At 68.8% G+C, this 25,847-nt stretch carries 20 protein-coding genes and 1 pseudogene; 3 read left to right on the forward strand and 18 right to left on the reverse strand.

Annotated features, from left to right (window positions below):
* Nucleotides 1–17 precede the first annotated feature (17 nt).
* The 5 genes from mobF (ABZU99_RS24525) to ABZU99_RS24545 all read right to left on the reverse strand — a co-directional run bounded on the left by mobF (ABZU99_RS24525) (nt 18) and on the right by ABZU99_RS24545 (nt 7,263).
* Complete coding sequence (mobF, locus tag ABZU99_RS24525; RefSeq protein ID WP_356046372.1) at nt 18–1,820, reverse strand: MobF family relaxase; 1,803 nt, start codon at nt 1,818–1,820, stop codon at nt 18–20.
* A gap of 335 nt (nt 1,821–2,155) precedes the next feature.
* Nucleotides 2,156–3,172, reverse strand: a complete 1,017-nt coding sequence (locus ABZU99_RS24530; RefSeq protein WP_356046370.1) for a hypothetical protein — start codon at nt 3,170–3,172, stop codon at nt 2,156–2,158.
* 47 nt (nt 3,173–3,219) lie between these two features.
* Nucleotides 3,220–5,535 carry an ATP-dependent RecD-like DNA helicase gene (locus ABZU99_RS24535; RefSeq protein ID WP_356046368.1) on the reverse strand — a complete coding sequence of 772 codons (2,316 nt, stop codon included), beginning with the start codon at nt 5,533–5,535 and terminating at the stop codon, nt 3,220–3,222.
* Nucleotides 5,536–5,884: 349 nt separating this feature from the next.
* The gene (locus ABZU99_RS24540; RefSeq protein WP_356046366.1) at nt 5,885–6,469 is read right to left on the reverse strand and encodes an SLOG family protein; all 585 of its coding nucleotides are present in this window, start codon (nt 6,467–6,469) and stop codon (nt 5,885–5,887) included.
* A complete protein-coding gene (locus tag ABZU99_RS24545; RefSeq protein WP_356046364.1) occupies nt 6,466–7,263 on the reverse strand; it encodes a DUF6083 domain-containing protein in 798 nt (265 codons plus the stop codon). The genes ABZU99_RS24540 and ABZU99_RS24545 overlap by 4 nt, the downstream gene beginning before the upstream one ends.
* A 628-nt stretch (nt 7,264–7,891) precedes the next feature.
* Here ABZU99_RS24545 and ABZU99_RS24550 point away from each other — a divergent pair.
* A complete protein-coding gene (locus tag ABZU99_RS24550; RefSeq protein ID WP_356046613.1) occupies nt 7,892–8,398 on the forward strand; it encodes a hypothetical protein in 507 nt (168 codons plus the stop codon).
* 158 nt (nt 8,399–8,556) lie between these two features.
* Here ABZU99_RS24550 and ABZU99_RS24555 read toward each other — a convergent pair whose 3' ends face one another.
* From ABZU99_RS24555 to ABZU99_RS24565, 3 genes are all read right to left on the reverse strand, one after another.
* On the reverse strand, nt 8,557–8,766 hold the full coding sequence (locus ABZU99_RS24555; protein ID WP_356046362.1) for a hypothetical protein: 210 nt from the start codon (nt 8,764–8,766) through the stop codon (nt 8,557–8,559).
* Nucleotides 8,767–8,959: 193 nt separating this feature from the next.
* A complete protein-coding gene (gene mobF, locus ABZU99_RS24560; RefSeq protein ID WP_356046360.1) occupies nt 8,960–10,447 on the reverse strand; it encodes a MobF family relaxase in 1,488 nt (495 codons plus the stop codon).
* A 74-nt stretch (nt 10,448–10,521) separates the two neighbouring features.
* Complete coding sequence (locus tag ABZU99_RS24565) at nt 10,522–11,760, reverse strand: IS30 family transposase (protein WP_356046359.1); 1,239 nt, start codon at nt 11,758–11,760, stop codon at nt 10,522–10,524.
* A gap of 275 nt (nt 11,761–12,035) precedes the next feature.
* On the opposite strand from ABZU99_RS24565, the gene ABZU99_RS24570 reads away from it, so the two are divergent.
* A complete protein-coding gene (locus tag ABZU99_RS24570) occupies nt 12,036–12,569 on the forward strand; it encodes a GNAT family N-acetyltransferase (RefSeq protein WP_356046357.1) in 534 nt (177 codons plus the stop codon).
* 197 nt (nt 12,570–12,766) lie between these two features.
* On the opposite strand, the pseudogene ABZU99_RS24575 reads toward ABZU99_RS24570, so the two are convergent.
* Nucleotides 12,767–13,607 (reverse strand): annotated as a pseudogene (locus ABZU99_RS24575) (IS5 family transposase).
* 762 nt (nt 13,608–14,369) lie between these two features.
* On the opposite strand from ABZU99_RS24575, the gene ABZU99_RS24580 reads away from it, so the two are divergent.
* On the forward strand, nt 14,370–14,948 hold the full coding sequence (locus ABZU99_RS24580) for a hypothetical protein (RefSeq protein ID WP_356046355.1): 579 nt from the start codon (nt 14,370–14,372) through the stop codon (nt 14,946–14,948).
* Between the two features lie 38 nt (nt 14,949–14,986).
* Here ABZU99_RS24580 and ABZU99_RS24585 read toward each other — a convergent pair whose 3' ends face one another.
* From ABZU99_RS24585 to ABZU99_RS24625, 9 genes are all read right to left on the reverse strand, one after another.
* Nucleotides 14,987–16,204, reverse strand: a complete 1,218-nt coding sequence (locus tag ABZU99_RS24585) for a hypothetical protein (RefSeq protein ID WP_356046353.1) — start codon at nt 16,202–16,204, stop codon at nt 14,987–14,989.
* Nucleotides 16,188–17,036 carry a thiopeptide-type bacteriocin biosynthesis protein gene (locus ABZU99_RS24590; protein WP_356046351.1) on the reverse strand — a complete coding sequence of 283 codons (849 nt, stop codon included), beginning with the start codon at nt 17,034–17,036 and terminating at the stop codon, nt 16,188–16,190. Before ABZU99_RS24590 ends, ABZU99_RS24585 begins: the two co-directional genes overlap by 17 nt.
* A 17-nt stretch (nt 17,037–17,053) precedes the next feature.
* On the reverse strand, nt 17,054–18,283 hold the full coding sequence (locus ABZU99_RS24595) for a lanthionine synthetase C family protein (RefSeq protein ID WP_356046349.1): 1,230 nt from the start codon (nt 18,281–18,283) through the stop codon (nt 17,054–17,056).
* Entirely contained in the window at nt 18,280–21,348 is a 3,069-nt protein-coding gene (locus ABZU99_RS24600; RefSeq protein WP_356046347.1) for a lantibiotic dehydratase, read from the reverse strand. The genes ABZU99_RS24595 and ABZU99_RS24600 overlap by 4 nt, the downstream gene beginning before the upstream one ends.
* Before the next feature lie 61 nt (nt 21,349–21,409).
* Nucleotides 21,410–21,601, reverse strand: coding sequence for an FxLD family lanthipeptide (locus ABZU99_RS24605; RefSeq protein ID WP_356046345.1), 192 nt, complete (start codon nt 21,599–21,601; stop codon nt 21,410–21,412).
* A gap of 72 nt (nt 21,602–21,673) precedes the next feature.
* Nucleotides 21,674–22,885 (reverse strand): methyltransferase, FxLD system, encoded by a 1,212-nt coding sequence (gene fxlM / locus ABZU99_RS24610; RefSeq protein ID WP_356046343.1) that lies wholly within the window; start codon nt 22,883–22,885, stop codon nt 21,674–21,676.
* 150 nt (nt 22,886–23,035) lie between these two features.
* Entirely contained in the window at nt 23,036–23,962 is a 927-nt protein-coding gene (locus tag ABZU99_RS24615; protein ID WP_356046341.1) for an endonuclease/exonuclease/phosphatase family protein, read from the reverse strand.
* 583 nt (nt 23,963–24,545) lie between these two features.
* A complete protein-coding gene (locus tag ABZU99_RS24620; protein ID WP_356046339.1) occupies nt 24,546–25,088 on the reverse strand; it encodes a hypothetical protein in 543 nt (180 codons plus the stop codon).
* On the reverse strand, nt 25,085–25,495 hold the full coding sequence (locus ABZU99_RS24625; RefSeq protein WP_356046338.1) for an ATP-binding protein: 411 nt from the start codon (nt 25,493–25,495) through the stop codon (nt 25,085–25,087). The genes ABZU99_RS24620 and ABZU99_RS24625 overlap by 4 nt, the downstream gene beginning before the upstream one ends.
* Nucleotides 25,496–25,847 lie beyond the last annotated feature (352 nt).

Consider the following 25,847-nt stretch of genomic DNA (forward strand, 5'->3'; position numbering starts at 1 on the left):
CGGACGGTCCCCGGCCATCACGGCTGGAGGCCCTGGCTGGGGCCGGGCTGCGGGTGCTGCTGTTCTCGCTCCTGGCGGCGCGGGTCGACCGGGTCGGCGGCCGGGGCCGGGAACTCCCGGTCCTCGACGGCGCGGCGGCGGGCGTCGGCAGCGCGGGTGATGGCGGCGAGCCGCTCCAGGTTGGCCGGTGTGCGCATCCATGTCTCCGGGTCGGTCGTACGGCCCTCCAGGTATTCCTCGGGCATCGCGGCCTGCTGCTGGGCGTGGACGGCGGCGGCCCGCTGCGCCGGGGTGAGCGCGGCGTCCCGCCCGGGGCGGTCGACGCCGTGCGGCGGATCGGTGTCGTGGTCGGCGGGCGTGGCGGCCGGCGTGGTGCGAGCGGCGCGAATCGCGTTCTGCACGGCGAGGCTGGCAACCCGGGCCCGCTCGTACCAGCTCGACTCGCGGGGCGGCTTGCCGTCGGTGCCGGCGATCCACCAGCGATCGGGCTCGGTGAAGTCGGCGGTATAGAAGAGCTGGTCGGCCTCCGGGGTCCGGCGGCCGGGCTTCGGAACGGTGGACTGACGGCTGTGGTCGGACAGGGCGCGGTCTGCGATGTAGTCGTCCAGGCCGCGCGTGAACTCCTGGCCGCGCAGGGTCTCCAGCAGGTGCCGGCGGGCTTCGGCCAGGACGTGGCGGCGGGCGAATTTGCCGCGGACGGTGGAGACGACCGCGGCGACGTCGATGGCGGCGAGTGCGGCGTCCACGTGCGGATCGACCCGCGCCCGGATCGCCGCGCCCGCCGCGCGGCAGCGCTGAACGAGCCCGTCGACCATCTGCTTGCCGAACTTCAACAGCGCGGACGCCCGCCACCACGCGAGCAGCTGCTTCAACGGGCGCGGAGTCTTCTTCTCAGGGCGGGTGTCCTGCGCCGCCTGCCACCCGAGGCCGTGGCGGGCGCGCTCGCCGGGCAACCGCCCGTGCTCCTGCGCGAACTTGTAGGTGAGGCCCTCCAGGACGTCCTCGATCCGCTGACGGCGGGTGGAGGACCAGTCGATGAGCTCGGGGTCGACCCCTGCTATCTCCATCACCGGGCGCAGGCCCGGCGTCACCTCCCGGGGCACCGTCGCCAGCCCCAGCTCCTCACACATCTCGGTCGTCATCGCGAGGGTGTAGAGCGTCCCGGCCGCCACCACATGCCGGTAGAGACGGCGGGTGTCCAGAGCACCCCACACCGGCTCGCCGTCGTCGTCCAGGCGCTGCACGCGGTTGAGGACCAGGCAGTGGTCATGCAGGAGCGGGAATCCGTCGCGGTTGTCGAAGTGCCGGAACGCCGCGACGACCAAGGCCGGCGTCTTCGCCCGCCCGCGTCCCGAGGACCACCGGGTCTCCGCGACCTCATCCTCCAGCCATCGCAGCGCCTTGGCGATGGCCCGCTCGTGTGCCCGCTCGATGATCCGTCGTGTCTTGGCGTCTCCCAGCGCCCACAGCACGATCAGGGACGCCTGCGGCCGGAAGGTGAAGTCGAGCGCGAGCAGCGGAGTCTGCTTGCGTGCCTCGATCTCTTCGATCGGCTGCCCGAGCACGGTGGCCAGTTGTGCCGTGGCCGGGTCGGCGCCGTCGTCCAGGAGGCCGCGCTCGATGTGGTCGGCGTCCGGGTGCCGGCACTGCCCGAACAACAGCTCCATCTGCCGCTCGGACACCTCCGCGCCCTCGGTGAGCCCGAGCGCGGCCAGGCCGCGCCCCAACCATCTCCCGGGTGGGAGCCCGGCCATCTCCTGGGCGTCCTTCAGGGACTGGCCGACCGGACGGCGTCCGTCCCCGAACGCGACTCCGCGCACGTAGTACCGCCACGCATTACGCCTCTGAACCTTCGCGACACTGAGCATCCCCACACAGGACACCCGTTCTGACCTGCGGAAAAACATGATCCCGTGAGGCGGGACAGTTCACCAGAACTTCACCGCCGATCCCGCCGGGCGGTCGCCCGCGGCGACACCGTGCCCGCCCGGCGGACACCACCAGGGCCATGCAAATACTGCGCGGGCATCCAGTCACACAAGCCTCAGATGCCCCGGAAAACGTCAGCAGACGACTCCACCTTCTTCGGCGGTGCAGAGCACGTCGTTCCAGAGCTAGCCGATCACCGCGTGCGGGAAGGCCGTCGTCTCCGAGCTCATTCGATGACCGGGCGTCTGTGGCGGGGGCAATCCACGGCTGGTGGCGGAACGCGACCGCTGGGGGTCGGTCCGAGGGGTAGCGACCATGCCTTGCGGACGGTGTCGATCAGGGGTCGGGCGCTGTAGGGCGATATGCCGAGTTCCTGACGTGCGTCGGCCAGTCGTTCAGGGTCGCCGTCCGGGCCGTGCTCAGCTGCCAGTTGTGTCCGGCGCTCAAGTCCTTCGGTGCTGAAGATGTCGAGCAGGGTGAGCGAGAAGTAGGCGTACGTGGAGGCCTCGTCGATGAGCTGGCGTGCGTCACTGCTGAGGTCCGGATCGGCTGGCGCGCGCGGTGGGTCGCTGGCGCCCGCCGGGTCTGGTCGGGGGCCATGGGTGTAGAAGGCGAACTGATCCAGGGTTCGCAGCATGTCGGCTTCTACGCACGGGCAGGGGTCGCGCAGATAGCCGCAGAGGGTGCGGAAGGAAGCGAGGACGCTGTTGGTGTCGTGGGTCCACCGCTGTTTGCTCAGCAGGGTCCTGAAGCCAGCGAACGTTTCCGCGAGTTCTTCCAGGATGAGGTGGCGGGAGATGTGAGTGAGCTCGTACGACTGTGTCTTGTCCTGTATCTCGCGGAGCTGCAGCCCGTAGCGGAGCAGGTCGCGCAGGATGCCGCCCGAGAGGGCATGGGCGAGCATGACGTGCGGGTCTTTCAGCCTCTGGGAGCGCTTGGCGAGGATGGCGCGTGACTCTTTGAGGGTGCTGGGCTGGACGTGGATGATGTCGTCCAGGGAGCTGTCGGTCACGTCCCGGTGCGGCAGGCCCCGGCGGACAAAGGCGGCCCCGACGTCTTCGGCTACCGAGATCAGGTAGTGGACCAAGGGAACGCCAAGGATCGCCTTGATCTCTCGGAGGAACGCCAGGGCTTCGGTGTCCGCACCGAGGCGGTCCACTTCGTCGATGGCGATCACGACCGTCTTGCCCTCTCCGACCTTCTCAGTGGCGATGCACTTGAGTAGTTGGCGGAACTCTTCCACCGTGCGAGGGAGGTTTCCCGGCAAGTCCGGTTCGCCTGACGTGGTCCCTAACTCAAGGCAAGTTGTCCAACAGTGTGGACGGCGCGAGAGCGGGGGGTGGCTGTGGTTTGGTGGCGGATGCGGTGTTCGAGTGCGGTGAAGCGGCGTCGCGTGTGGGTGTTGGCCAGGGCCCGGTGGACGGCGGAGGGCTGGCCGATGAGCATGACGCCGCGGCGTGCGCGGGTGACGGCGGTGTAAAGCAGGTTGCGTTGGAGGAGTTGGCCGGCAGAGGTGGTCATGGGGATCACGAGGTAGGGGTATTCGCTGCCTTGGGAGCGGTGGACGGTCAGGGCATAGGCGTGGAGGAGTTCGTCGAGGTCGGTGAACAGGTAGGGGACGGGTTCGCCGTCGGTCAGTGTGACGGTGAGCTGGTGGGCGTCGGTGTCGATGGCGGTGATGGTGCCGGTGGATCCGTTGAAGACGCCGTTGTTTCCGCGGTGGGGCTGGTTGCGGATCTGTAGGACGCGGTCGCCGAGGCGGAAGGTGTGTCCGTCGTGGTGGTGCTGTGGTTTGTCGGGTGCGGGTGGGTTGAGACGGGTTTGCAGGCGGGTGTTGAGGGCAAGGGTTCCGGTCGCGTGGCGCTTGGCGGGACACAGGACTTGGATGTCTCCGGGGGCGGCGTCGAAGTGGTGTGGGATGTGGGTGGCGACGAGTTCCACGATGTGTTCGGCGATGGCTTCGGGGTCTTCGAGAGGGCGGCAGCTGAAGACGCGGGCAGCGGGTTGGGGTGGCAGGCCGTGCAGGATGCGGTGGGCGTTGTCGATGATGGCCGCGCTCCCATCGTCCTGGCGGAACACGTGGGTGAGCTGGGTGCGGGGGATGTCGGGGACAGCGAGGAGGTCTCGCAGGACACGGCCGGGGCCGACGCTGGGCAGTTGGTCGGTGTCACCGACCAAGAGCAGGTGGCAGCCGGTGCGGATGGCTGCGGTGAGCCTGGCGGCGAGCTGGACATCGAGCATGGAGGCCTCGTCGATGACGACGAGGTCAGTGGCCTTCAGCAAAGTGTCATCGTCGGGCGGGTCGGACGTGTTGGGCCGGGAGCTGATCAGGCGGTGCACGGTCATAGCCACCTGCCCGGTGGTCTCCTCCATGCGCTTGGCGGCCTTCCCAGTGGGGGCAGCCAGCGCAATGGTGATGCCGACTTTATCGGCGAGGGTGACAAGGGTGCGCAGTGTGTGGGTTTTACCGCAGCCCGGCCCTCCGGTCAGGACTGACAGCGGTCCGGTGAGCGCAGTCAGGACTGCCTGCCGCTGCTCCCTGGTCAGGCCCTCTGGGACGGCCTGGGTGAGGAGGTCGGTCCAGTCGGCGCTGGCGACCAGGGTGGGCGGGGCGTGGTGCAGGCGCAGGATGTCCTCGGCCAGTCCGGTCTCGGCGCGGTACATGGAGGTGAGGCTGACTGTGGTGACGGGGTGGAAGGTGTCGGCGTCCTCGGGGGCGGGTGCGGGCAGCTCCTCGACGACGGTGTCGCCGCTGGCGCGTAGGGCGTCCAGGGCCTGGCGCAGGACGGGGTCATCGAGGATGTCGGCGGTGGTGGGGTCATCGTCGCTCAACAGGTGGCGGGTGCGGGCGAGGAGGATGCATTCGGGGAGGTGGCAGTCGCCTCGGGTGCGGGCCCCGGTGAGGGTGTGGAGGAGGGCGGCTTGGAGGCGTTGGTCGCTGTGTTTGGGGATGCCGACGGCGAGGGCGATACGGTCGGCGGTCTCGAAGCCGATGCCCTGGACGTCGCGGCACAGGTGGTAGGGCGTTTGGCGGATCATCTCCATGGGGCTCTGGTCGGTGTCGGTGTAGGTCTGGTAGATCTTCACGGCGAGGTGCGCAGAGATGTTGAGGCCTTGGAGGAAGACCATGATCTCGGCGATGGCCTTCTGGGTGCGCCAGGCCAGGGTGATGCGCTCCAGGCGGGTGGGGCCGATGCCGTGGACCTCCAGAAGACGCATGGGTGCCGCGTCGATGACGTGGAGCGTCTGGTCGCCGAACTGGTCGACAATCGCGGTAGCCAGGGTCTCGCCGATGCCGTGGATCATTCCGGAGGCGAGGTAGAGGCGGATCGCACGGAGGGTGGCGGGCCAGGTCCGCTCGCACACCTCGGTCTTGAACTGACGGCCGTAGCGAGGGTGGTGGGTCCAGGTGCCGGTCAGTCGCAGGCTCTCCCCCGGCTGTGTACCGAAGAGCGCCTTGCCGACCGCGGTGACCGTTTGAGGTCCGGGTGTGTCGTCGGTGACGGCCAGGCGGAGCACCGTGTGGTGGTCGTAGGTGACATGGACAAGGTGGTCGACGACCCCGTCGACGCGGTCGCGCGGTGGGGGGCTGGGCAGTGCGGTCACAGGTGGTTTCTTCATGGTGTGTGCAGGGGCTGGGCGAACGTCGGGGCTGAGGCTATGGACCACCGGGTCAGGTGAGTTTCTTCGCCACGGTGCCCAGAAGCTGAGCGGAAGTAGCGGTTGTCAGGAAGCGATCCCAGGCTGCGTCGAGGTGTGTCTGCGCTGCGTTGCGGGCGGCGTCGAGTGTGTGGTGAAGGCTTTCCCTAAGGTAGGCCTCGATGTCTTACCCGTGCCGGGCGGCTTCCTGGCGCCGCCGTTCATGGGCATCGCGCTCAAGTGCCACGTTGGCCAAGAAGGCTCCTGCTGCATCGGGGTAGATGGTGCCCAGGGTGTCACGCGGCAGTAGGGCGAGTCAGGGTGACGTCGATGGCGTGATGGGGCACGAGGGCACCTGTGTTCGAGCGGGACTGTTTTCCGGGGTTGGGGGCGGGTGGTCACGGTGGGCTCGGGCTGGTCGGGGCGGTGTCGGGAGAGGGGTGTTCTGGCCGGTGTAGTGGCTCGGGTGGAGCCAGAGGCCTTTGTCGGGGTCGGCGGTGGGCACGAGCCAGACGGGAACACTGAGGGTGAGGGCGCGGCGGCACATGTCGTTGGTGCTGCCGGGGTGGGCGGGATGGAAGTCTTCGTGGAAGGCAATGACCAGGCGGGGGCCTTCGTCGTCGAGTATCCGCTGGTTGCGTTCGGCTTCACTCCAGCAGCGGGTGCGGGTGCGGCGGCCAGGTGCTGGGGCGAGGGGATGGCAGCGGTGGCGCCAGGCTGGCAGGTCGTGTTCGGTGCACCAGTGGTGGGCGGCGCTCGCGGCGCCGGTGCCGGCGCCTTCGATGACCACGAGGTCGTTGCCGTGGCGGGCGGCGGCGCGGTCCAGGAGGGTGGTGATGGTGTCGGGCCAGGGCCAGCGGCGGCTGCCGCAGATCAGCACGCGGGAGGGAGAGTCGGTCATCTGCTGCCCTTGGGGGCGGGGTGTGGAAGGTCAGGCAGGTGGTGGCGGATGTGCTGGTGGTGGGTGCGGGGGTTGAAGGGTTCCCAGGTGGTGCGGGCGATGTCGGCGGCGTCAGGGGCGGTGGCGTGGGCGGTGCAGCGTTGGGCGCGCCAGCGCAGTTGTTCGCTGTAGGGCAGGTGGGTCAGGTCGTAGAGGGCCAGCCACAGTTCGGCGAGCGGGAGGTGGCCGGGTTCGTGGTCGGGGTGGAGGGGGGCGAGGATCCAGGTGCCGGGGAGGCCGTCGGGGTCGAGGATGGGGTGGGGGCAGCGGCGGCGGGCGCGGGTCTGGGCTACGCAGGGGATGTGTTCGAGCGGGCCGGGGGCGAGGTAGCGCAGGCACAAGCATTGCCCGACCGGCCGGGCCTCCCCCGGCGCCACGTCGTGGGCGGGTGAGTCGGAGCGCGGGGGTGGGGATGGTCTGAAGCGGCTGGTGTCTTGCAGGCGGCGTGAGGCGAGAGCCAGGCTACGGCGCAGGTCGTCGAGCATGCTGCTGCCTTGCTGAGTGGGGGCGGCGGGGCACAGGGCGCGGTGGCGTACGCGGCACCAGGGTGAGCCGTCGCCGGAAGGATGGGCGATGCCGGTGTCGATGTGCCAGCGCTGGTTCGGTGGCACGGCGGCCGCGGGAAGTTCGTCGGGGTGGAGCGGGACGGGGTTGTGGCCGGCGGTGCGGTCGTACCACTCGATGCGGTTGCCGCAGGCTGCGCACCGGCTCTGCTGGGCGGTGCGCAGGAGGCGGGTGGGACTGTCCGGGGCCACGCGCAAGAAGCGTGGTGGACGGCGGTGTTTTGGGCTGCCATCCCACGCCAGCTGGTCGGCGGAGGTGTTCGTGGTGTGCATGGCCAGGAACCTGACAGGCGGCACGCCGTAGGGGCGGCAGCGCAGCCGCGGGTGTCCCCTGTCTGGCCGCAACGGTTACCTGCCGATGTGGTGAACATGCCTGCCAGTGGCACCCCCGGCACCGGGGCTGCGACGGCGCCCTGGTGCTGCTGCTGACCCGTGACCGCGACGCCCAGCTTTGGCGGCTGGCCGACACCTGCAGCGCCTGCGCCGCGGCCACCGACTACGCGGCCGCCGTCCCCGAATCCGCGCACCAGCCCTCGCCTCTCCCCCACCGTTCGGGACAGGAGCCGCCCCCTGCGCAATCCACCCCCTCCCTGCCTGGCCGGGAGGTCCCTCACCTCCCATTGCCACGAGATGGTCTTGTACGGACACGACCTCCTTGAAGACGGCTTGTGGTGGCCCGATCCCCCGGCTCACGGCTGAGAGGCCGTTCTCTTTCCGAACCCCGTGTGATGTCTTTGCTGGTCAGGCATGAAGTAGCTGCCGCTGCGGGAGCCTGGGCCTGTTGCCGGGCGAGATGTCGTGGAGGTGGCGGATGCCGTCGATGCGGGCGGTTCTGGAAACGCGGCAGAAGGCCGCAGCCATGCAGGTGAAGCAGCTCGAAGCCGAGTTGGAGCGGGTGCGGGCTGCTCTGGCAGAGGCGGAAGAGGTGCATCGGCGCCGGGTGATCGGCCTGGAGGAGTTCTTGGAGGCGCTGGCCGAGGAGGATGTACCTGCGGATGTGTCTGGCGAGGTGTCGCGGAGAAAGCCGGCCGGACCGCGCCGGGCGGTGCCTCACCGGCGGCAGGCGGCCGAGGTGTCGGAGTTGTCGCCGGACTATCAGGCGTTGATGGCCGCTGCGGCCGATGCGGGAGCCGACGGGCTGGGTGCCCGGCGGGCGGCGGTGGTGCTGGGCTGGGACAGCGCGTCCGCCTCTCGCGTGGAGGGGGCCAGGGCGCGTCTGAAGCGGCTGGTGGAACGGGGCTGGCTGGTTGAGGCGAAGCCGGGCAGGTTCACGCCGCCCGCATCGCAACAGGACCCTGGTGTCGGACGGTCAGACGGCGGCTCATGAGCATAGACATCGACCACAGCACGACGGCTTCACTGGTGTCGGTGCGGCGCTCGTAGTCCCGGACCAGGTCGGTGCCGTCACCGGGGCCTGCGGCCTGGGCTGGCAGATGTGGAGCCACCATCTCACAGGCGGCCGGGTGGAGGTCTTATCCACCCGGCTCAAGCGGGAAGGCCGGTGGTGGGTGCGCACCGATGTCTCGAACGTCGGCCACCTGCGGCTTTGCCCAGGAGGCGGTCGACTTCCTTCTCCAGGTTCTCGCGCGCCTTCTCGGGGCTGACGAGCGCGGTCTTCGGGTCGTAGGGCTGCACCCGGATTTTCAGCGCCGACAGGCTGGTGGCGAGGTCGTCGGCGACGCTGAGCAGGCCCACCAGGTTGACGTCACCGGGCTGGTGCGGCGGGGGCAGTTGGTCTGGTAGCTGTCGAGCGGCTTCAAGGGTCGTGCAGGTCGGTCAACGCGGTCCCTCCCGGCTCGGGTGCCAACGCTTCCCGATTCTCGACCCGCACCGAGGCCACGACGGAGTGAAGGCGCAGATCGGTCACACGCTGGCCGGTCTGCATCCATCAGCGGTCGCGGGCCGCTCCCCTGCCCTGGTCGGGCCGAGGCGTGTGGTGCTGCTGCTGATCGGTGGGACGGTCCGCGTCGGCTGGTCGCTCCGGCTGCTGACGGTCGGCGATGGCGCGGCGGCGGGCGTCGGCCTCGCGAGTGAAGGCGGCGAGCCGGCTGAGGTTCTCTGGCGTGCGCAGCCACGTCGCGGGGTCCGTCGTCCGGCCCTCCAGTTGCTCCGGCATCGCGGCCTGCTGGTGGGCGTGGACGGAGGCGGCCCGCTGCGCCGGGGTGAGGGCGGCGGGCCGGTCTGGGTGGTCGACGGCGTGCGGCGTGGCCGCCGCCTGGTCGTGGTTGTGGTCGTCGGCGTGCGCGGCGGCCGTCGCGGTCGCGGCATGGGCTTCGTCCAGCGCGGCGGCGGGGTCGGTGCGGGCGGTGTGGATCGCGTTCTGCAGGGCGAGGCTGGCGACCTGGGCCCGCTCGTACCGGGTCAACGCCCGCGGCGGCTTACCCGTGCCAGCGATCCACCAGCGGGCGGGGCGATGTAAGTCGGCGGTGTAGGTGATCTGGTCCGGCGCCGGGGTCCGGCGGCCCTCTTGGGGCACGGTGAGCTGGCGTCCGTGGCAGGCCAGGGCTTGGTCGGCGATGTAGTCGTCCAGGCCGGGCGGGCACGCGCGGCCGCGGAGGGTCTCGGCGAGGTGCCGGCGGGCTTCGGCGAGGACGTGGCGGCGGGCGAATTCACCGCGGACGGTGTAGACGACGGCGGCGACGTCGACGGCGGCGAGCGCGGTGTCCACCAGCGGCCGCACCCGGGCCCGGATCGCCACCCCTGCTGCACGGCACCGCTGAAGGAGTCCGTCGACCAGCTGCTGCCCGAAGCGCCGGATCGCGGACGCGCGCCACCACACGCGCAGCTGGTGCAGGGGGCGCGGGGTCTCCTTCTCCGGGCGGATGTCCTGCGCCGCCCACCACGCGAGCCCGTGACGGGCGCGCTCGCCGGGCAGCCGTCCGTGCTTGGCGACGTACCTGTCGGTGATGCCCTCCAGCGCGTCTTCGATCCGCTGACGGCGGGTGGCCGACCAGTCGATCAGCTCGGCGTCGACCCCGGCTATCTCCATCACCGGGCGCAGGCTCGGCGTCACCTCCCTGGGCACGGTCGCCAGCCCCAGCTCCTCACACACCTGAGTCGTCATCGTCAGGGTGTAGAGCGTCCCGGCGGCCACGACGTGCTGGTAGAGGCGGCGGGTGTCCAGCGCGCTCCAGGTGCCGTCCGGGCGCAGCGCCCGGTTAAGCAGCAGGCAGTGGTCATGCGGGAGCGGGAAGCCGTCCCGGTTGTCGAAGTGCCGGAACCTCGCGACGACCAGGGCAGGGGCCTTCGCATGCTTGCGGCCGGACGACCACCGGACCTCCGCGACTTCGTCCTCCAGCCAGCGCAGCACGGTCGTGATGGCCCGCTCATGCGCCCGCCCCCGACCGCCGGCCAAAGACGCTCCACCCAGCACCACGTCACCGACTCCCTTCACTCAAGCAAGACACCCCCAGCCCCTGGGTGAATTCCAGGGGTCGTCGCAACACGTGATCACTGACGTGTGGCGGCGAGAAGTTTAGACAGACGCTCGGCTGGGGTTCCCCAGTCGAGCGTCTTGCGTGGGCGGCTGTTGAGTTCGGCGGCGGCTGCGTCCAGGTCCTCACGGCTGTAGCGAGACAGGTCGGTGCCCTTGGGGAAGTACTGCCTGAGCAGGCCGTTCGTGTTCTCGTTTGAGCCGCGCTGCCAGGGGCTGCCGGGGTTGCAGAAGTAGACCGGCATGTTGGTGGCGGTGGAGAAGTTGTGGTGGCCTGCCATCTCGTTGCCTTGGTCCCAGGTCAGTGACCGCCACAGGTGGGGCGGAAGTTCGCTGATGGTGGCGGTGAGGGCCTGGTGAAAGTGCTCCGCCCGGTGGCCGTTGGGCAGGTGCACCAGCATGGTGAAGCGGGTTGTTCGTTCGACCAGCGTGCCGATCGCGGAGGCGTGGTTGGCGCCGACGATGCAGTCCCCTTCCCAGTGGCCGGGGACGGCGCGGTCGGCGGCCTCGGCGGGCCGGTCGCTGATCATCACCATGGGCGCGGTGAAGCGGGGCTGACGCTTGTATGCCTGGCGCCGGGGGCGCCGGCGGGCCCGCCCGGTCCGCAGAGCCTTGGTGAGCTCACGGCGCAGTTCTCCGCGGCCTTGGACGTAGAGCGCCTGGTAGATCGTCTCGTGCGTCACGCGCATCTCCAGATCGTCGGGGAAGTCCCGGCGGAGCTGGTGGGCTATCTGTTCCGGGCTCCAGCGTCTTTCCAGACGCTCCTGAATGTAGTCCCGCAGTCGGGTGCACTGGCCGATCTTCCCGGGCTTGGGGCGGGGACGGCGGGCCTCGGCCCTGGCCTGGGCTGCGTAGGGCCGGTAGACCCAGTGTGAGTCGTCGCCCCGCAGGGCGATGCCGTTGCGTCGTATCTCCCGGCTGATTGTGGACGGGCTGCGGCCCAGCTCTGCGGCGATCGCTCGGACAGTGGCCTTCTCCCGTATCCGGTCAGCGATGTGGATGCGCTCGGGTTCAGAGAGGTACCGGGACGGCGAAGAGGCCGCACGCCCAGGACGGGCGGGCGGCCTCGGCCGCTTCTTGCCGCCCCCGGGGCGGCCGTTACGCCACTCACGACCGGTCCGAGGGTTGACGCCGACACGTCGGCTGGCCTCTGCGTTGCTGAATCCCTGCTGCACGAGCCGGAAGTATTCCTCCCGCTCACGGTGCAGCTTCTTGCGCCCTTGCTCCTTCCGGCTCTCCCGGATCCTGAAGTCCATCCCATCCCCTGAGCTGGGGTGTTGCGACGACCACTAGAACGGAAGCTGGTGCCGCCGGGGGCTTCATGCTTCCCGGAGGAGACGCCATGCCCACGTACGAGGCCCCTGCCCCGCATCCCTTGCCGAAGTGGCGCGTCATCTGTCGGCCGTCGGCCCGATGTTTCACCCGTTTCACGGTGTGCGGTGCAGGCGGTTTGATGCCTTGCGTCCCGGAGCGGCAGCACGGGCGAAAGCCGGATTACCGATGAGGCCGTTGCCTTCGGCAGGATGGGCCCATGACCGAGATCCGCACACCCCGCCTCCTCCTCCGTCGCTGGCATGACGCCGACCTCGCGCCGATGGCGGACATCAACGCGGACCCGCGGGTCATGCACTGGATTGACGACGGCTCGGTGCACGACCTGGACCACACGGCAGAGACCATCGAGCGGTGGGAGGAGGAATGGGACGACGAGGGCTTCGGACTCTTCGCCATCGAGCTGCTGGCCTCGGGTGAACTGGCAGGCTTCACCGGACTGTCCGTGCCCGAGTTCCTGCCGGAGGTACTGCCCGCCGTGGCAATCAGCTGGCGACTCGGCTCACAGTTTTGGGGCCAGGGATACGCGTCCGAAGCCGCACACGCCACGCTGGAGTTCGCGCTCCAGGACCGCGGCCTCGACCGCATCATCAGCATCAACCGGGCGGGTGACGACGCCTCCGAGAACCTCATCCGAAAGCTCGGCATGGTGCCCGAGCGAGAGACGGCGCACCCGGTGTACACCTATCCGCTGCGCGTTCACACCATCGACCTCACCGAGTTCCAGGCGTGAACCGGCCGCGCCATCGATCATCACCAGACAGCCGACCGCTGTCCATACGTCCCCGACTGGTCGCCACGGAGCGGACACCCAGACGAAGGATGTTACATTTCCGTCGCTGACCTGCGCTTTCACGGAACTGCGGCCAGAGCCAATTCCAAAGAGCCCTATCAGAGGGCGTTTGATCTAGGTGGATTGCCCTTTATCTACTAGTAAGTTCCTCGCCAGGTGGGTGTCGTCTCGTCCGTTATGCGCTTGGTGAGGTTGTCGATCGAGGCGACGTGGATCATGGCCTCGGAGCTGGCGGGCAGGATCTCGTAGTCTCGGGCGAGACGCCGGTACAGCATGATCCAACCAATTCTTCGCTCGACAACCCAGCGCCTTTTGACAACGTGGAAGCCACGAACTCCCAGGGTTTCTGTTGACGACTTCGACGTCGATTCCGAGGCTGGCTCCGTGCTCGATGACGGCGTTCTTGAAGCCGGTGTCGACCCAGCTCCTGGAGATGGTCGGGTAGGTTTTCTTGGCCTGGTCGAGCAGCTGGATTCCCACGGCGTTTTCGGAAAGGCTCGCGGCGGTGACGGTCACGGCGAGGATGAGTCCGATCGTGTCGGTGAGGATGCCCCGTTTCCTGCCGACGATCTTCTTGGCGGCGTCGATTCCCTGGCTGGTCAGGGGCACGTTGGCGGAGGTCTTCACGCTCTGGGTGTCGATCACGGACGCGGTCGGTTCGGGCGTGCGTCCTTCCTTCACGCGGGCGAGCCCGGTCAGGTCGTAGTTGAGCTGGACGAGGATTCCCTCGTCGCGCCAGGCGGCGTAGTAGGCGTAGACGGTGCCGTGGTTGGGGAAGTCGTGCGGGAGGTATTTCCAGGGGATTCCGGTGCGGTTGATGTAGAGGAGTGCGTTGAATACGTCGCGCAGGTCGACCTTGGCCAGCTGCCCGGTGGGTCTGCGGTCGAGCCGGGCCTTTCTCCAGGCCGTCAACGTCGGCTCGATTAAGGCCCATCGGGCGTCGGACAGGTCGCTGGGGTACGGCTTCGGCTGGCTCACGCCGTAGCGTGATCATGGATGCGGCGGACGGTGCTGTTCCGCTGCTGCTGGGCGTTTCTGCCTGATCTTCAAACCAGACGGACTTCATGCAGGAGAACGGGAGTAAACGGGCGGCCAAGTCCGCAGCTCGATGGACGCGAGGGTGCGCGTATAGGGCCAAACACCCCAAGCCCGACGGCCACGAAAGTTACTTACCGACACAGGCCATCTCTAAATACCCACTGAAAGCTCGGCACGAAGTTCCCTTGGTATCTGCCGAGCACCCAATGCACACGCCTCCACGGTCTCTCGCAGGTATTGGGCTTGATCCCTTTCGATGAGGCTCACGCACCCGCTATGGGAGAGCAGTTCACGGGCCGCGTAGTGCTGTGACCGGGTAGGTTCGCCGGGTTGATCCGGTAGTGGAAGGGGGTATTCCCATCCGGGTTGCCAGTGCGCCGGGGCTTGGACGAGGTCTTCGAGGCGGGCGCCAGCGAGTAGGCAGTCCAGAGCCCAGCCAGGTCAGTGAGGAAGTCTTCGGTGGCGGCCAGAACCTCGCGGTAGCTCTGGCCGCCGCGTTCGCCCCGTTGTGGGGTTCACGACTCTGCGATCAACGTCGCTGTGGCGAAGACGCGGAAGAATACGTCGCGGCCGTCACCGGTCTGAGTATTTGCCAGTCACCGGTCCTGTGGATCGGGCATTGTCGTCTTGCCGCAGCACCTGCGACGTCCGCGTCTGGTCGTCACCAACCCGTCTGCGTCCGATCAGGGATATGGAGGAACCATGCAGTGGAGGACCGAGCAGTTCGGGTCGTCCCACGAGGGCAGGGCAGCCGCGGTGCTGGCCGACGGCAGCGAACCCAAGCCGATGTACTTCGATACGGGAAGCGGCAGCAACACCCACAAGACGAGCGATTGGTGGGTCTACGACGGCACACTGGGCGCTCCCCGGGCGGCCGACCTGCGCGGTTCGTGTTCGTGCGGCTGGCGCGGCACGTCCCGGCACCCCATCGACTGGTCCCAAGTCTCCGAAGGCCGCTCGGACGAATACGACACCTTGGGCCCGCGCGAGGACTGGGCGCAGCACATCGCCGAGGTCGAGTCGCGATCGGTACCGCTGCCGACTGACCTGGAGGACTTGGTGGACCGGCTGGACGAGAAGCTGAGCGCCTTGGCCGGCCAGGCCCCGCTGGCCGCGCTGAAGGCAGCGGCAGCACTCGAGCGCATCGCCGAACGCGTCGGCCGCCAAGCCGCCTACGACGTGCAGGCCGACGAGCTGTCGTGGGAGACGATCGCAAAAGCTCTCGGCCTGACGGAGGAGGACTCCCGCTCCCGCCTGTTCCACTACAGCCTCATGCGCTGACCGGCTCAAACGCAGACGGGCCTGCCCTTGTACCAGCGTCACCGCAGCGGCGCGCTGGCATCACGACCGGAGACATAGTCAGCGCGGGGCTCGCGAGCGACTGCTCCCGTCTCATCACACAGCCCCTCCAGGTGATTACTCTTACGCCGAGATTCCGTGGCCAGGCAGCGTTCAGTGGCTACCGCGCTCACCGCCACGGCGCTCATGAGGTCGTGCAGCAGTTTCTCGGGCATGTGGCCTTGGCCGAGCTGTGCGGAGGAGACGGCTGCGGACAGAGCATGGCGCTCAGCTGAGCTCATCCGCTCGCAGCAGCCTGGGTGGGCAAGAACCTCTCGCGCGACATATCCGTCCCTGCATGCCGCTGCCTCATTGATGATCCGGTCGGAAACCTCAGCGGCGGTGGGCTTGCCGGTGGATTCGGAGAGATCGAGCACGCTAAGGCCCACGCGGCTACGGAACACGGCGAGTTCGCGCGCGGTGTCGAGGCTGAGATAGTCCTTCGTCATGGCCGCGACGGAGGTCATGTCAGGCTCGCCGGACGTGGCGAGGCAAAAGACGGTGAGGCACGCGGCAACAGGGCGTTCCCACGCTTCGGAAAGCGTGCTGTCCTTCAGGAACTCCAGCGCGGATGCGGGCTCTCCGGTGAGGCAGCGGGCCAGGACCTCCACCTGGCGTCCGTCGAAGAGACGGTTGCCAACTCCGCGATGCTGCTTGGCGTGCGCACGTACGCGGTCCCATTGGCCTGCTGCCACCAGGGCACGAGTTCCGTCACCGAGCAGGACGGTCCACAGCCATTGGCAGACCTGTCGGTGAGCGTCGTCCGAGGACGTGAGGTTACGGAAGGATACGGCTCGGCCGTCGATGACAGCTTCTGCGCGTGATCTGACTGCTTGGTTCAGTGTGTCGAGCAGTTGGTAAGCGCCATCACCATCACCGCCGCGAATTAGCAGTCGGGCGAGGTTGACCAGGGGTTCGAGGGCATACCGGGCCTCCTGCGCGCCCAGAGGCTGGGCGCGCAGGTAGACCTCGGTGTGGCGCCAGCACAAAGAGCGCGCCAGTTCGGGCATGCCGCAGTCGCTGGCGATCAGAGCCGCCATGTTCTGCGCGGCGGCGGCTGAAGCGAGCTTGCCGTCATGCTCGGCGGAGTGGACCAGGTCGCTGGTCTCCTGGACCCGCTCGGCGAGGGGCGGGCACGCTGGCCGCGGACGGGCCACCAGCGGGAAGCGTTGGGCTATGGCGTCAGGAGGTTTCCACACGGTCCGCAGTGGTCCTTTCGGCGGTGGGGTCAGGGCCGAAGATGACGGTCTTGGCGGCGGCTGCGAGGGCGGCCTGAGTGGCGTAGGGCAGGCCGATCCGGTTCCAGGCGAAGATCACGTGGTGGGCCAGGATGTCGCGCAGTCCGCGGTGCAGTGCTCCGGAGGCGGCGAGGTGGGCCAGCTCCTGCCCGGCGGCGGTGTAGGCGCTGGCCCATCCTGCGGCGTGGGCCAGGGGGCCGTCCTTGCGGAGCTGGCTGTCGGCGTCCACGGTGATCAGCCGGTGCACGGCAGTGTGCAGTCGCTCGGTACTGCTCCGGTCGAAGGCGGTGGGCAGTGCTCGGTGGGTGGCTACCCGCGCCCAGACATCGCCCTGCTCGTACCAGTCCAGGCCGGCCGAGCGCATCAGGGTGCTGCACAGCATGAGGGACATCTCCCGCCGGTGTCCGCTTGCGGCCCCGCCCTCGCCTTGGAGGTAGGTCAGCAGGCCACGGCTGTCGCGGTGGAAGAGGCGGTGGGCCGCTGCCATGGCTTCGACTCCGCCGAAGGCGTGCACTTCGGGTTCGTAGATGGCCGGTGTCCAGTCGGTGATGTGCCCTGCTGCTGTCAGCGCGTCCAGTTCCCGGCCGATGGGGCCGTGTGTGTCGGTGTCGGCGGCGGGCAGGTAGCGCACGCGCCAGCACGGGCGTTTGCGGATGAGGAACCACGCGTTGATCGCACCTTCGTCCTCGGCGGTGCGCAGGAGGGGGTTGAGGCGGGCCAGGGCGGTTTGCTCGGCACGGCTCCAGTCGGGGAAGGCGATGTTGACCTGGTGCCACGCGGGCGAGTTGTCCATCGGAGTCTCCAGGGTGATCACGCCAGGGCGAGAAAGGCGTCCCAGTGCGGTGCGGGTGCGATTCCCGTGCCGACGGTGTGCAGGGCGAGGGCTGCTCCAGCGGCGCCATCGAGCAGTTCGGGATCGTGGTCGGGCCGGTCGAGTGCGCCGATCAGGCGGTCGGTCACGCGTGGCAGCTCTGCGGTGATCGCGGGGTTCCTCGTCTGGTCGGCCATCCGCCACGCGGCGTGCAGCAGTCCGGCCATTCCGTGGCACAGCCCGATCTCGGGGAGCAGGTTCAGTTGGTTCGGGTCGCGCAGGGCCGCGAGGATGGCGCTTTCGGCGGCCTGCACCCGCGCGGGATCGCCCAGTGCCAGGCCGGCCAACTGCTGGGCGGGGGCGGTGCCGCTGACGCCGTAGCACCAGGAGGGCCGGGGCCGAAGTGCCGGATCGATATGTCCGTCGCTCGCCTGCTCGACCGAGATGAGACCCGGCCACCAGGGCCCAGTGTCGTCTTGCTGGCGCCACTCGTCGGTCCACGTGCAGATCCGCCTGATCGCCTCTTGTGCTCCGGGGAGGGGGAGTCCGCGGAGCAGGGCTAGCGAGAGCACAGCGAGGACGGAGCCGATGCCGTGGGACAGCCCGAAGTTCCCGTGTCCTCCGGGGAAGTCCGGGTTCGGCTCGCCGTTGGGAGATACGTCGGTCCACCAGGCGGGGAGGTCGCCATTCTGGGGAAGGGGGTCAGTCAAGCGCACCAGGTAGGCCAGCACATCGGCGGTGATCTCGTGATGCGGTTGGCGTGCGAGATGGTAGACGCCCAGCCCGGCGAGCCCGCGGATCAGGTCGAACTCCTTCATGGCGGGGCGTTCGCCCCGGTCGATGCGGGCGTGGGCGTGGGCCAGGCGCCGTCGGGTGACCGCGATGGTGGCTTCGTTCAGTTTCTCCAGCGCGTTCCGGTACCGGCCGGTGGAGCCTGCGGCGGCGTGCAGGACGAAGGCCAGGGCCGGGGCCCCGAGGTAGAGGCTGGCATTGGAGGCGGCGGTCAGGTCCTCGGAGGCTGCCCGGGATATCCAGGTGTGCGCGGTGTTCCAGTCGCCGTGGCCGGTGTGGGCTCGTTCGACGTGGAGCAGGGCGATGCCCGCTGCGCCGCCGGCAAGCGATTGCGGCCACGCTCGCCCGCCGGGTGTTGCGGCCCAGGCGGTGTGCGGGTCGGCCAGCGCCGCAACGATGGCGTCGGCGGCAGCCAGCGCCTGCGGTATCGGTCTCATGAGCCGCTTCTCCTTCGTGCGGTCCAACTCAACGCTGCGGCGCGGGCCAGGTGCAGGCAGTGGCGTTCTGCGTCCAGGTCGAGTCCGGCTATGCGTGTGTGGTGCAGATGCAGCAGTTCGGGCAACAATGCGGTCGCGCGGGCCGTGCCAGCCGTGTCAAGCACGGCCTTGTAGGCGGCCAGCGTTTCGCGCCGCTGGGCCCAGCGAGCGACGATCTGCTCGCCGCAGGGCAGCCGGGCCAGATCGCCTTGCCCGTGCGGGTTCCCCAGGGCGACCGCTTGGTCGTACAGATCCCGGGCGGGAGCTGTGCTGGTGGTCCGGGCGTGGTCGATCAGCCAGTTCATCGCTTCGGCGGGGCTCCCGATCAGGCTGGTCGTGAGGTCGAGCATGCTGGCGGCGGTCAGGGCCCGTGTGTCGGGGCCACCTTTCACCGCGCTGGAGGCAATCTGTACGGCGGCGGCCTCCGAGTCCGCCGCGAAGTACGCCTCGACGGCGTCGATCGCCAGGGTCCCTCCGAAGCGGGCAGTCTCGGGGAAGTCGGTGTCCCACTGCACCCGGGAGATCAGACCGGCCTGGCGCAGTCTCCGGGTCCAGGCACCGATCGCCGCCGGGGTACTCGCGGCGCTGTCAGTCGGCACGACCAGGCGCAGCCGCAGATGGTCATCGGGGTCGCGATAGGGCAGGAACCACCACCGCGCTCTGCTGTCCAGTTCGGCGAGCAGGCCGGGAAGATGACGGGTGAGAATGCTGCCGTAGCGGTCGGGGTGGGCGTAGAGCTTCACAAGGAAACGCCCGCCGCAACCGGGAAGATAACCATGCTCGCGCCGGAAGCTCAGCCCGCCCTCCAGCCACCGCGGTGCTTGTTGGGGCTCACCGCTGAAGGCGAGGGGGATGACGAGTTCGTGGGCCCGCCCTCCGATCCATCCCGCGTCGGCGGCCGTTTCCGCGCGGAGTACGGCGGCGCCGTCGCGCTGCACCTGTGCGCGCAGCAGCGCCCGGTGTGAGGGCTCGGTCAGGTCCAGGCGGATGCGCTGGTCGCCATCGCCGGTATAGACCGTGCTCGGCGCGGCCACCTGGTCTCGCCATGCGGCCAGCGAACAATCCCACTGGGCCCCGTCCTCCTCGCGAGCAGCCAGTTCAGCGGCCGTGAGCAGCCAGCGAGCCGGGGACAGGATCGTGCGCCGGTAGCGCAGCGCGGGGAGGAACGGCAGGCTTCTTGCGGCTCCCCAGTCGAACCTCGTGCACGGGACGCTCATCGCGTTGGTGGCCTCGGTGAGAAACCGGACCAGCGGATGCGTGCGATGGACCGGCTCCACCGCGTTGAGGGTCACGAACTCCAGCGGCCGACGCCGGGTCCGCGAGATCAGGCAGAGGCGGTGCGCGTCCGCAGTGACGGCGATATCTTCCAGGAGCACCCGCCCGTTGTCGTCGTGGTCGTGGCACTCGCCAAGGGGAAGAATGGCGGGCATCACCAGGGGAGCTCGCGCGACGTTCTCGGTGTCCACATGCAGCGGGGGTGCGGAGATCTGTACCGTCAGCGCGCCCTCGGTCGCGGTGGGCGCGGTCGCGTACGCCCTCGCCATCCGCTCGCGGTCACCGGGGTCGAGGAGGTCCAGGAACCTGCCGGTCACCGTTCCGGCGGTGCGCGATACTCCGGTGATCGCGAGCGTGAACTCCCCGTCCTCCAGAGCCCGGGCGCTGTGGGTATGAATGCGCACGGTCAGTTCCGTGGTCGGCTGGACGCGCATGTCGGGGCCTGCGGCGGTGAGGTCGGCGATCATGGCCTCGTCCAGAACGATCTCGTGCTGGCGGCGCAGCGCCGCGTTCTGCGCGAGCGCCAGCAGCTTCACATCCTGCTCGATCAGCGGGCCGCCTGCCGGGGCGGGTGGCCCGCCGAGGAATCCGGCCGGGTAGCCCAGGCCGGTGTCGCCGTCCACGGCGTCCAGGATCGGCACCAGGGCGCGTGGGCCGTAGCGTTCCAGGAAGCGGCTGTGCCAGCTCGCCCAGGCGCGGCTGAGGAATGGGCGGCGGGCCAGCCGTACCAGCGCCGTCGCCGCCCGCGCGGCCTCGGCGGCGACCGCATGCGGGATTGTCACCTCCCCCTCGAACCGCAGGTCGACGCCGAGCGCAGGCCCGGAGCAGGGGCTGAGGTTCTGCATCGCGGTGGTGAGCTGGGCGCGCTGCTCTCGCCCTCGGGTGGGGGTGGTGTTGTGCTGGGCCAGAGCGTCGGCTATCTGGCGTAGTTGTGCAGTGGTGTTGGCGACCGTGGCAATGTCCTCGGCCTCCGCTGCGTCGAGTGCATCCAGGAGATGGTCCAGCGGATCCGTCGTTGTGATCGGACAGCGCAGGTTCGTGATCAGGAGGCGTTGGGCGGTCAGGTCCGCCAGCAGCTTGTCGATGACGTCGGCGGGCACGTGGGGAAAGTCGGCGGTGAGTTTGGAAGCGAGGTCCTTGGCCCGGAGGGGATGGCGCGCTACGTCCATGGCCGACCTGACGGGTGTGGTGGCGCGGACCCGGACGTGGGCCGGGCGCCCGCCGGAGCCGGCGCCGCGGTGCTCGAGGATCAGGTGACCGTCCTTCTCGACCGCCAGCGTGTGGGCCTGGACCGTCAGGCGTTGCAGGAGCGCGGGGTCGGCTTCCAGCCGTTCGATCACCCCGGTCAGCCACGCGGCGTCTGGCTTGGCAAAGGCCCGGTGTCCGGTGCCGATGCGCACAGTCGGCACCTCAGCGATCCGGGCCGAAGCCACCCCGGCGAACAGGCCGAACGGTGTGGCCCGGCTCGAAGCGCGCAGCAGGTAACGCATGACGGCCAGCACCGCCTTCCGCGCGGCGGGCTCGGGCAGCTGCCTCCCGTCGCGGATCTCCCGGACGCGGCGGGCCAGCACGGGACTGGCCTGCTCTAACGCGGCTGCGAAGCCGGGTATCTGCAAGGTCCGCTCAAGCCACGGCCGCCAGGACTCCGCACCTCCGGTCGGATCGGGCCATGACCGGACCTGGCGATCCGGCGGCCAGGCCGCGGCCCGCAGCATCGCGGCATCGACGTACTCGTACACCGGCACCCCCATCGACGTGCGGTGTCCGGCCAAAACCGGCCGGACACCGCGGATCAGGACTCCGGACGGCCTGCTACGGGCAGGTCGTCGAGCAGGCGGACTGGCAGGTCTTGCCGCAGCCGTCGTCGGTCATCTGGATGAGCCTGTCGGCCGAAGGACCGGCCTCGACGATGGACACATCCAGGTCCCAGCTCTCGAAGTCCCCCTCATGGCCCGTTACCGGCGGGGCCGACTGCGCCGCCGCGTCCTCGAATTGGACGGACACACAAACCTCCCTGATGATTGGGTGGTGCGCACTTCCCCGCGTCCCCGGGACGATGTCGCGGGGGCGCGGAGCCTATGACCAGGAGATCTCGACGGCCCCGAGCTGTTTCGCCACGATTCCCTGGGATGGTTCTGCCGTGCCGGTGGGCATCGGCCGGTACTGGATGCGGGCCGCGCCGCGCCGCTGATGCTCAGATGCCCAACGGCGCAGCAGATCGACGTAGCGCGCCGCAACTGCCTCCGCATCAGGCCCGTGGGCGAAGACGCCGCTCTCGAAGCCGCCTGTCTCCTGATTCGGCCGTTTGGTGCGGTATGCGAAGCTCCCGCCGACGACCAGTGCGGGCACCCCGCGCGTCACCGACAGCGCGAAGCCGCCCTGTTCGACGAGGTCCTTGCTGCCGTGCAGCATCACCATCTCGGCCGTGCTTGTCGCCAGGAACAGCTCCAGCTCGTCCGGCAGGTCGAAGGCCGCCCCGGACCACACCTCCAGCCGAGGTGAGCGCGCGGCGGCGGCCAAGGCATTGATGTCGAAGTCCTGCTTCTGGTCATCGACCCGCAGCCCGATGCCGTCGGCGACCCGGATGAGCCGCTCGGTGTAGGCGCCGACTCCCTGCATGGGCACAAAGCCGCACAGCCGGTAGCTGTCGCTGACCAGGCCCTCGCCATCGCGGTCGAACGCGATCGAGCGGGTGAGCCCCCGCACACGCAGCGGGACGACGATCCTGCCGCGCTCGGAGAGCTGGTCCAGCCACGCCGACGGAATATCCCACGCCCCGGCCGTGACGATGATGCGGTCGAACGGCGCGTGCTCGGGTACGCCGGCGTCGGCGTCGGACTGCACCACCTCGACCTGGTCGTATCCCGCCGCATCCAGGCAAGTGCGGGCGCGCTCGACAATCTCCGCATCGATGTCCACTGAGACCACCGCCCCGGTGTCGCCGACGAGCTCGGCGATGAGCGCGGCGTTGTAGCCGCCCGAGCCGACTTCGAGGACCCGCATTCCGGGTTCGATCGCGGCCTGCTCCAGCATCACCACTTGGATATGGGTGGCCGACAGAGAACTGAGGGCAGTGCCGTCCTGATCGCGCTTGATCACCAGGGCCTGGTCGGCGGCGTACGCGGCCTCCAGCGGCTCGCCGAGGGCGAACAGATGCCGGGGCACTGTGGCCACAGCGCCAGCGAGGGACTCGGACGTCATCGCGCCTAATTCGCGCAGCTCCTGCACCATGGCCGCCCGTAGCGAGGCCGCTTCGCCATCCAGGCCTTTTTCTCGGACCGTAGTCATTGTGTCACCCTATCGAGTCGTGTTCCGTGCAGCCCCAGCACTCTCCGCAGGGGCTCCATCGCCATTCGTGAGCACGAGGCCTCCGGGAAGAGCACAGCCGGATCTCGGTCTCCTGGGGCCTGCGGTCACATTGAGATCTGACCTCCGGCTTCAGGCTGCGAGCGTCGGTGCGGGGGACAGGGCGCGGCGCAGCGCGGAGAGGCTGAAGGTGGCAACTACGGGGGCGTGGTCGGACGCCTCGCGTACGTCGTCGTTGACGACGACCTCCAACCGGGTCAGGGCCTGCGCAACCTGCGGCGTGGCGTAGATGCGGTCAATCCGACACGTCGGGCCCTGGTCTGTGCGCCACAGCGATGCCGTGGGGGCAAGGGCTTCCGGCTGGCCGAGCACGGTGGCGGCATAGTGTCCCATCTCCTTGAAGACGGGCTGCTGCCCGCTGCGCTCACCTGCGAAAATTTCGTCCGGCCGGATGTCGGACACGCGCTCGCCGTTCTGCTCGAACGTACGGTGCTCGAAGTGGACACGGTCGGCAATCTTGCTCCAGTCGGGCAGCGAGGCCGTTTCGTCGTCCGACCGGTGCGGGTAGGAGTTGCAATCGCCGCCGATGATCGCCGCTTTGCCGGGCTCGCCGAGCGTGGTCAGCCGCCGGGCTTCGCTCGCTCGCTGTTCCGGGTCGAAGAAGCACAGATGGAACGATGCCAGGGACAGCTTCGACCGGGCGCCCTTGACGCGCACGACTGGGTTGCAGATCGGATGCCACAGGCCAGTGGTGTACTGGTAGTACTCGGTCGGCACGCACAGGTTTGGGTCGGTATATACGCCAGTCGGATTCGCGGATTCCGGGGTGGCTTCGGCGAGGAACGGGGTGTGGCCACCGAGGCGTGCGGCCTCCGCCCACAGCGCGCGCTCTCCGTGCATGTCGGCGCGCTTCAGCTCCTGGCGGAGGAGCACATGCGGCTTGAGCATCGCGAGGACGCCCATGGCGAGGTGCCATCGCTCATCGGCCCCGTTGGTCATGCCGTTGCGCTCGACGTTCCATGAGACGACGCGGAAGGCATCGCCTTCAAGCTCGGTCAACAGGTCCCCTTCGTTTTTGGGTTTTCGTGGACTGGTTCACCACGTCGTGGAGTGCTCTCTTGCCGCTCGATCATCCGGTTCGTGCCTCCGGACCACCGAGCGGCGGTCTATGTGCCCGCAGTGCCGAGAACGAGGCAAGCCAAGGGCCACGCAGGTCGTACCGGACGACGCTGCCCCACCTGGTGGTGCGACGACTGGGGCAGTAGCGCGTGAAGCGCATGAGTTCGGATCGCTGATAACCCGGAAGGTATGGCCGTTCTGCTTCCAGGAGTTCCACCTCGCGGGGGCAGGATTGGCAGTGGGCATGCCGCGCTCCTCAGTAGGTAAGCTCGCGCAGGGTCGTCGTCAGGGCACTGCTTGGGTTCCTCGACGGCGGCTCCTGCGGTCTGGTGGTCCCCGAGCCACGCCCACGCGATGCCGAAGGTCGGGCGGTCGAGTTCGGTCAGGACTTCGCCGGCCGACTCCAGCATCCAGACCAGGGCGCGCGCTGGGTAATCCGTGGTGTTATTCAGGGGGTCGCGGAGTTCTCGGCCAGGGCCGTCGTAGTCCCTGTGGCACCAGTAGGTACTGGTCAACGACTGGGTCACGCCGACCACCTGCTCTGAGCACGATCGGCCGAGCCGAATGTCGGCAGCGGTTCATCATCGTCGACGGCCAGTTGGTCCAGCAGTGCCAGAATCGCCATCGCCAAGCGTCGCAGGTTCGCTTGATCAACCGTGTCTTCGGTCACCTCGCGACCTCGAAGGAGGTCAGCTTCCTTGATCGCCGCGTCAAGTTCGAGGCTGGGTGCTCTGGCAGCTCGCTGGTGAGCGTGGGTCACGAGGTTGCCGAGCATTCGGCTCAGGTGGTCCGCGTGTTGTAACAGGACGGGTGCCTCATCGCTGGGGGCTTCGTCCGCTCGGCGGCGCACGATGCCTGCGAGCTGACCCCATAACCGGCGACGAGGGGTTCGGCGTCGGCGGCTCCCGGCGATTCCTGTAGGCCCCGCCGCGGCACCCAAGATCGCGTCCAGGTCGTCGTCCAGGTACTCGTTCAGGAAGCGATCGTGCAGCCTGGCCGCGACCCTCGTCATGGTGTCTACGCTGCTGTCAGCATCTTCGGGCCAGGGAGTCGATGTGCTGCTCATACGGCAGCTCCGTCGGCCCGGAACTCGACCCACACGTCCTTGCCATTATCGGTCGGGTCCGCCCCCCAGGCATCGGCGGTCGTGCTGAGGATGAACACCCCGCGCCCGCTCTCGCTCTCCCAGTCCGGCTCGCACACCACGGGGAGCTTCGGGCTGTCGTCGCTGACTACGATGCGCACTCGTGACGGGGACACCTGGAGGAGAAGTACGCACTCGTCGGAGTCGGCATGCCGATACACGTTGGAGAGCATCTCCGTCACGCACCTGACGGCCGGGTCGACGTACTCACCCCAACCCCATAACCGGACCTGAGCGGTGACTGCTCGGCGGATGCGGCCGATGCACTTCGGGTCAACGGTCAATTGCTGCTGGTACTGCTTCGTGCCTGCCTCTGCCATGACGGTCATGGCTCCTCCATCGCCCTGATGCCGAATCCCCAGTGGACCGACCTGCGCCGACCCGTTCGACGTATGCATTCGGGGCGGCGAGGGGAGATAAAGATTTCCGTCACGATGAGGGGTTGACCATGTCACGGCGAGTGCCACCTCGCGCACCACCGGGTGACACGGGTATCACCGGCATGTCATCTGAGCCCCACTTGTGCCCGAGGCCCCTATGGCTGGTCCAAGTTGCGCAATAGTGGGCTGTGGTACTTCCAAGGCTGCTAAGCCTCGATCCACCGACGTGGTTTCGAAGTGCTCTCTGGGCGGGTTCTGGGCTGTCGGCTGGGGTGCGGGCATGGGGTATCCACTGGTCTTC

It is taken from the genome of Streptomyces sp. NPDC005266, from assembly GCF_040607655.1.
Lineage (GTDB): Bacteria > Actinomycetota > Actinomycetes > Streptomycetales > Streptomycetaceae > Streptomyces.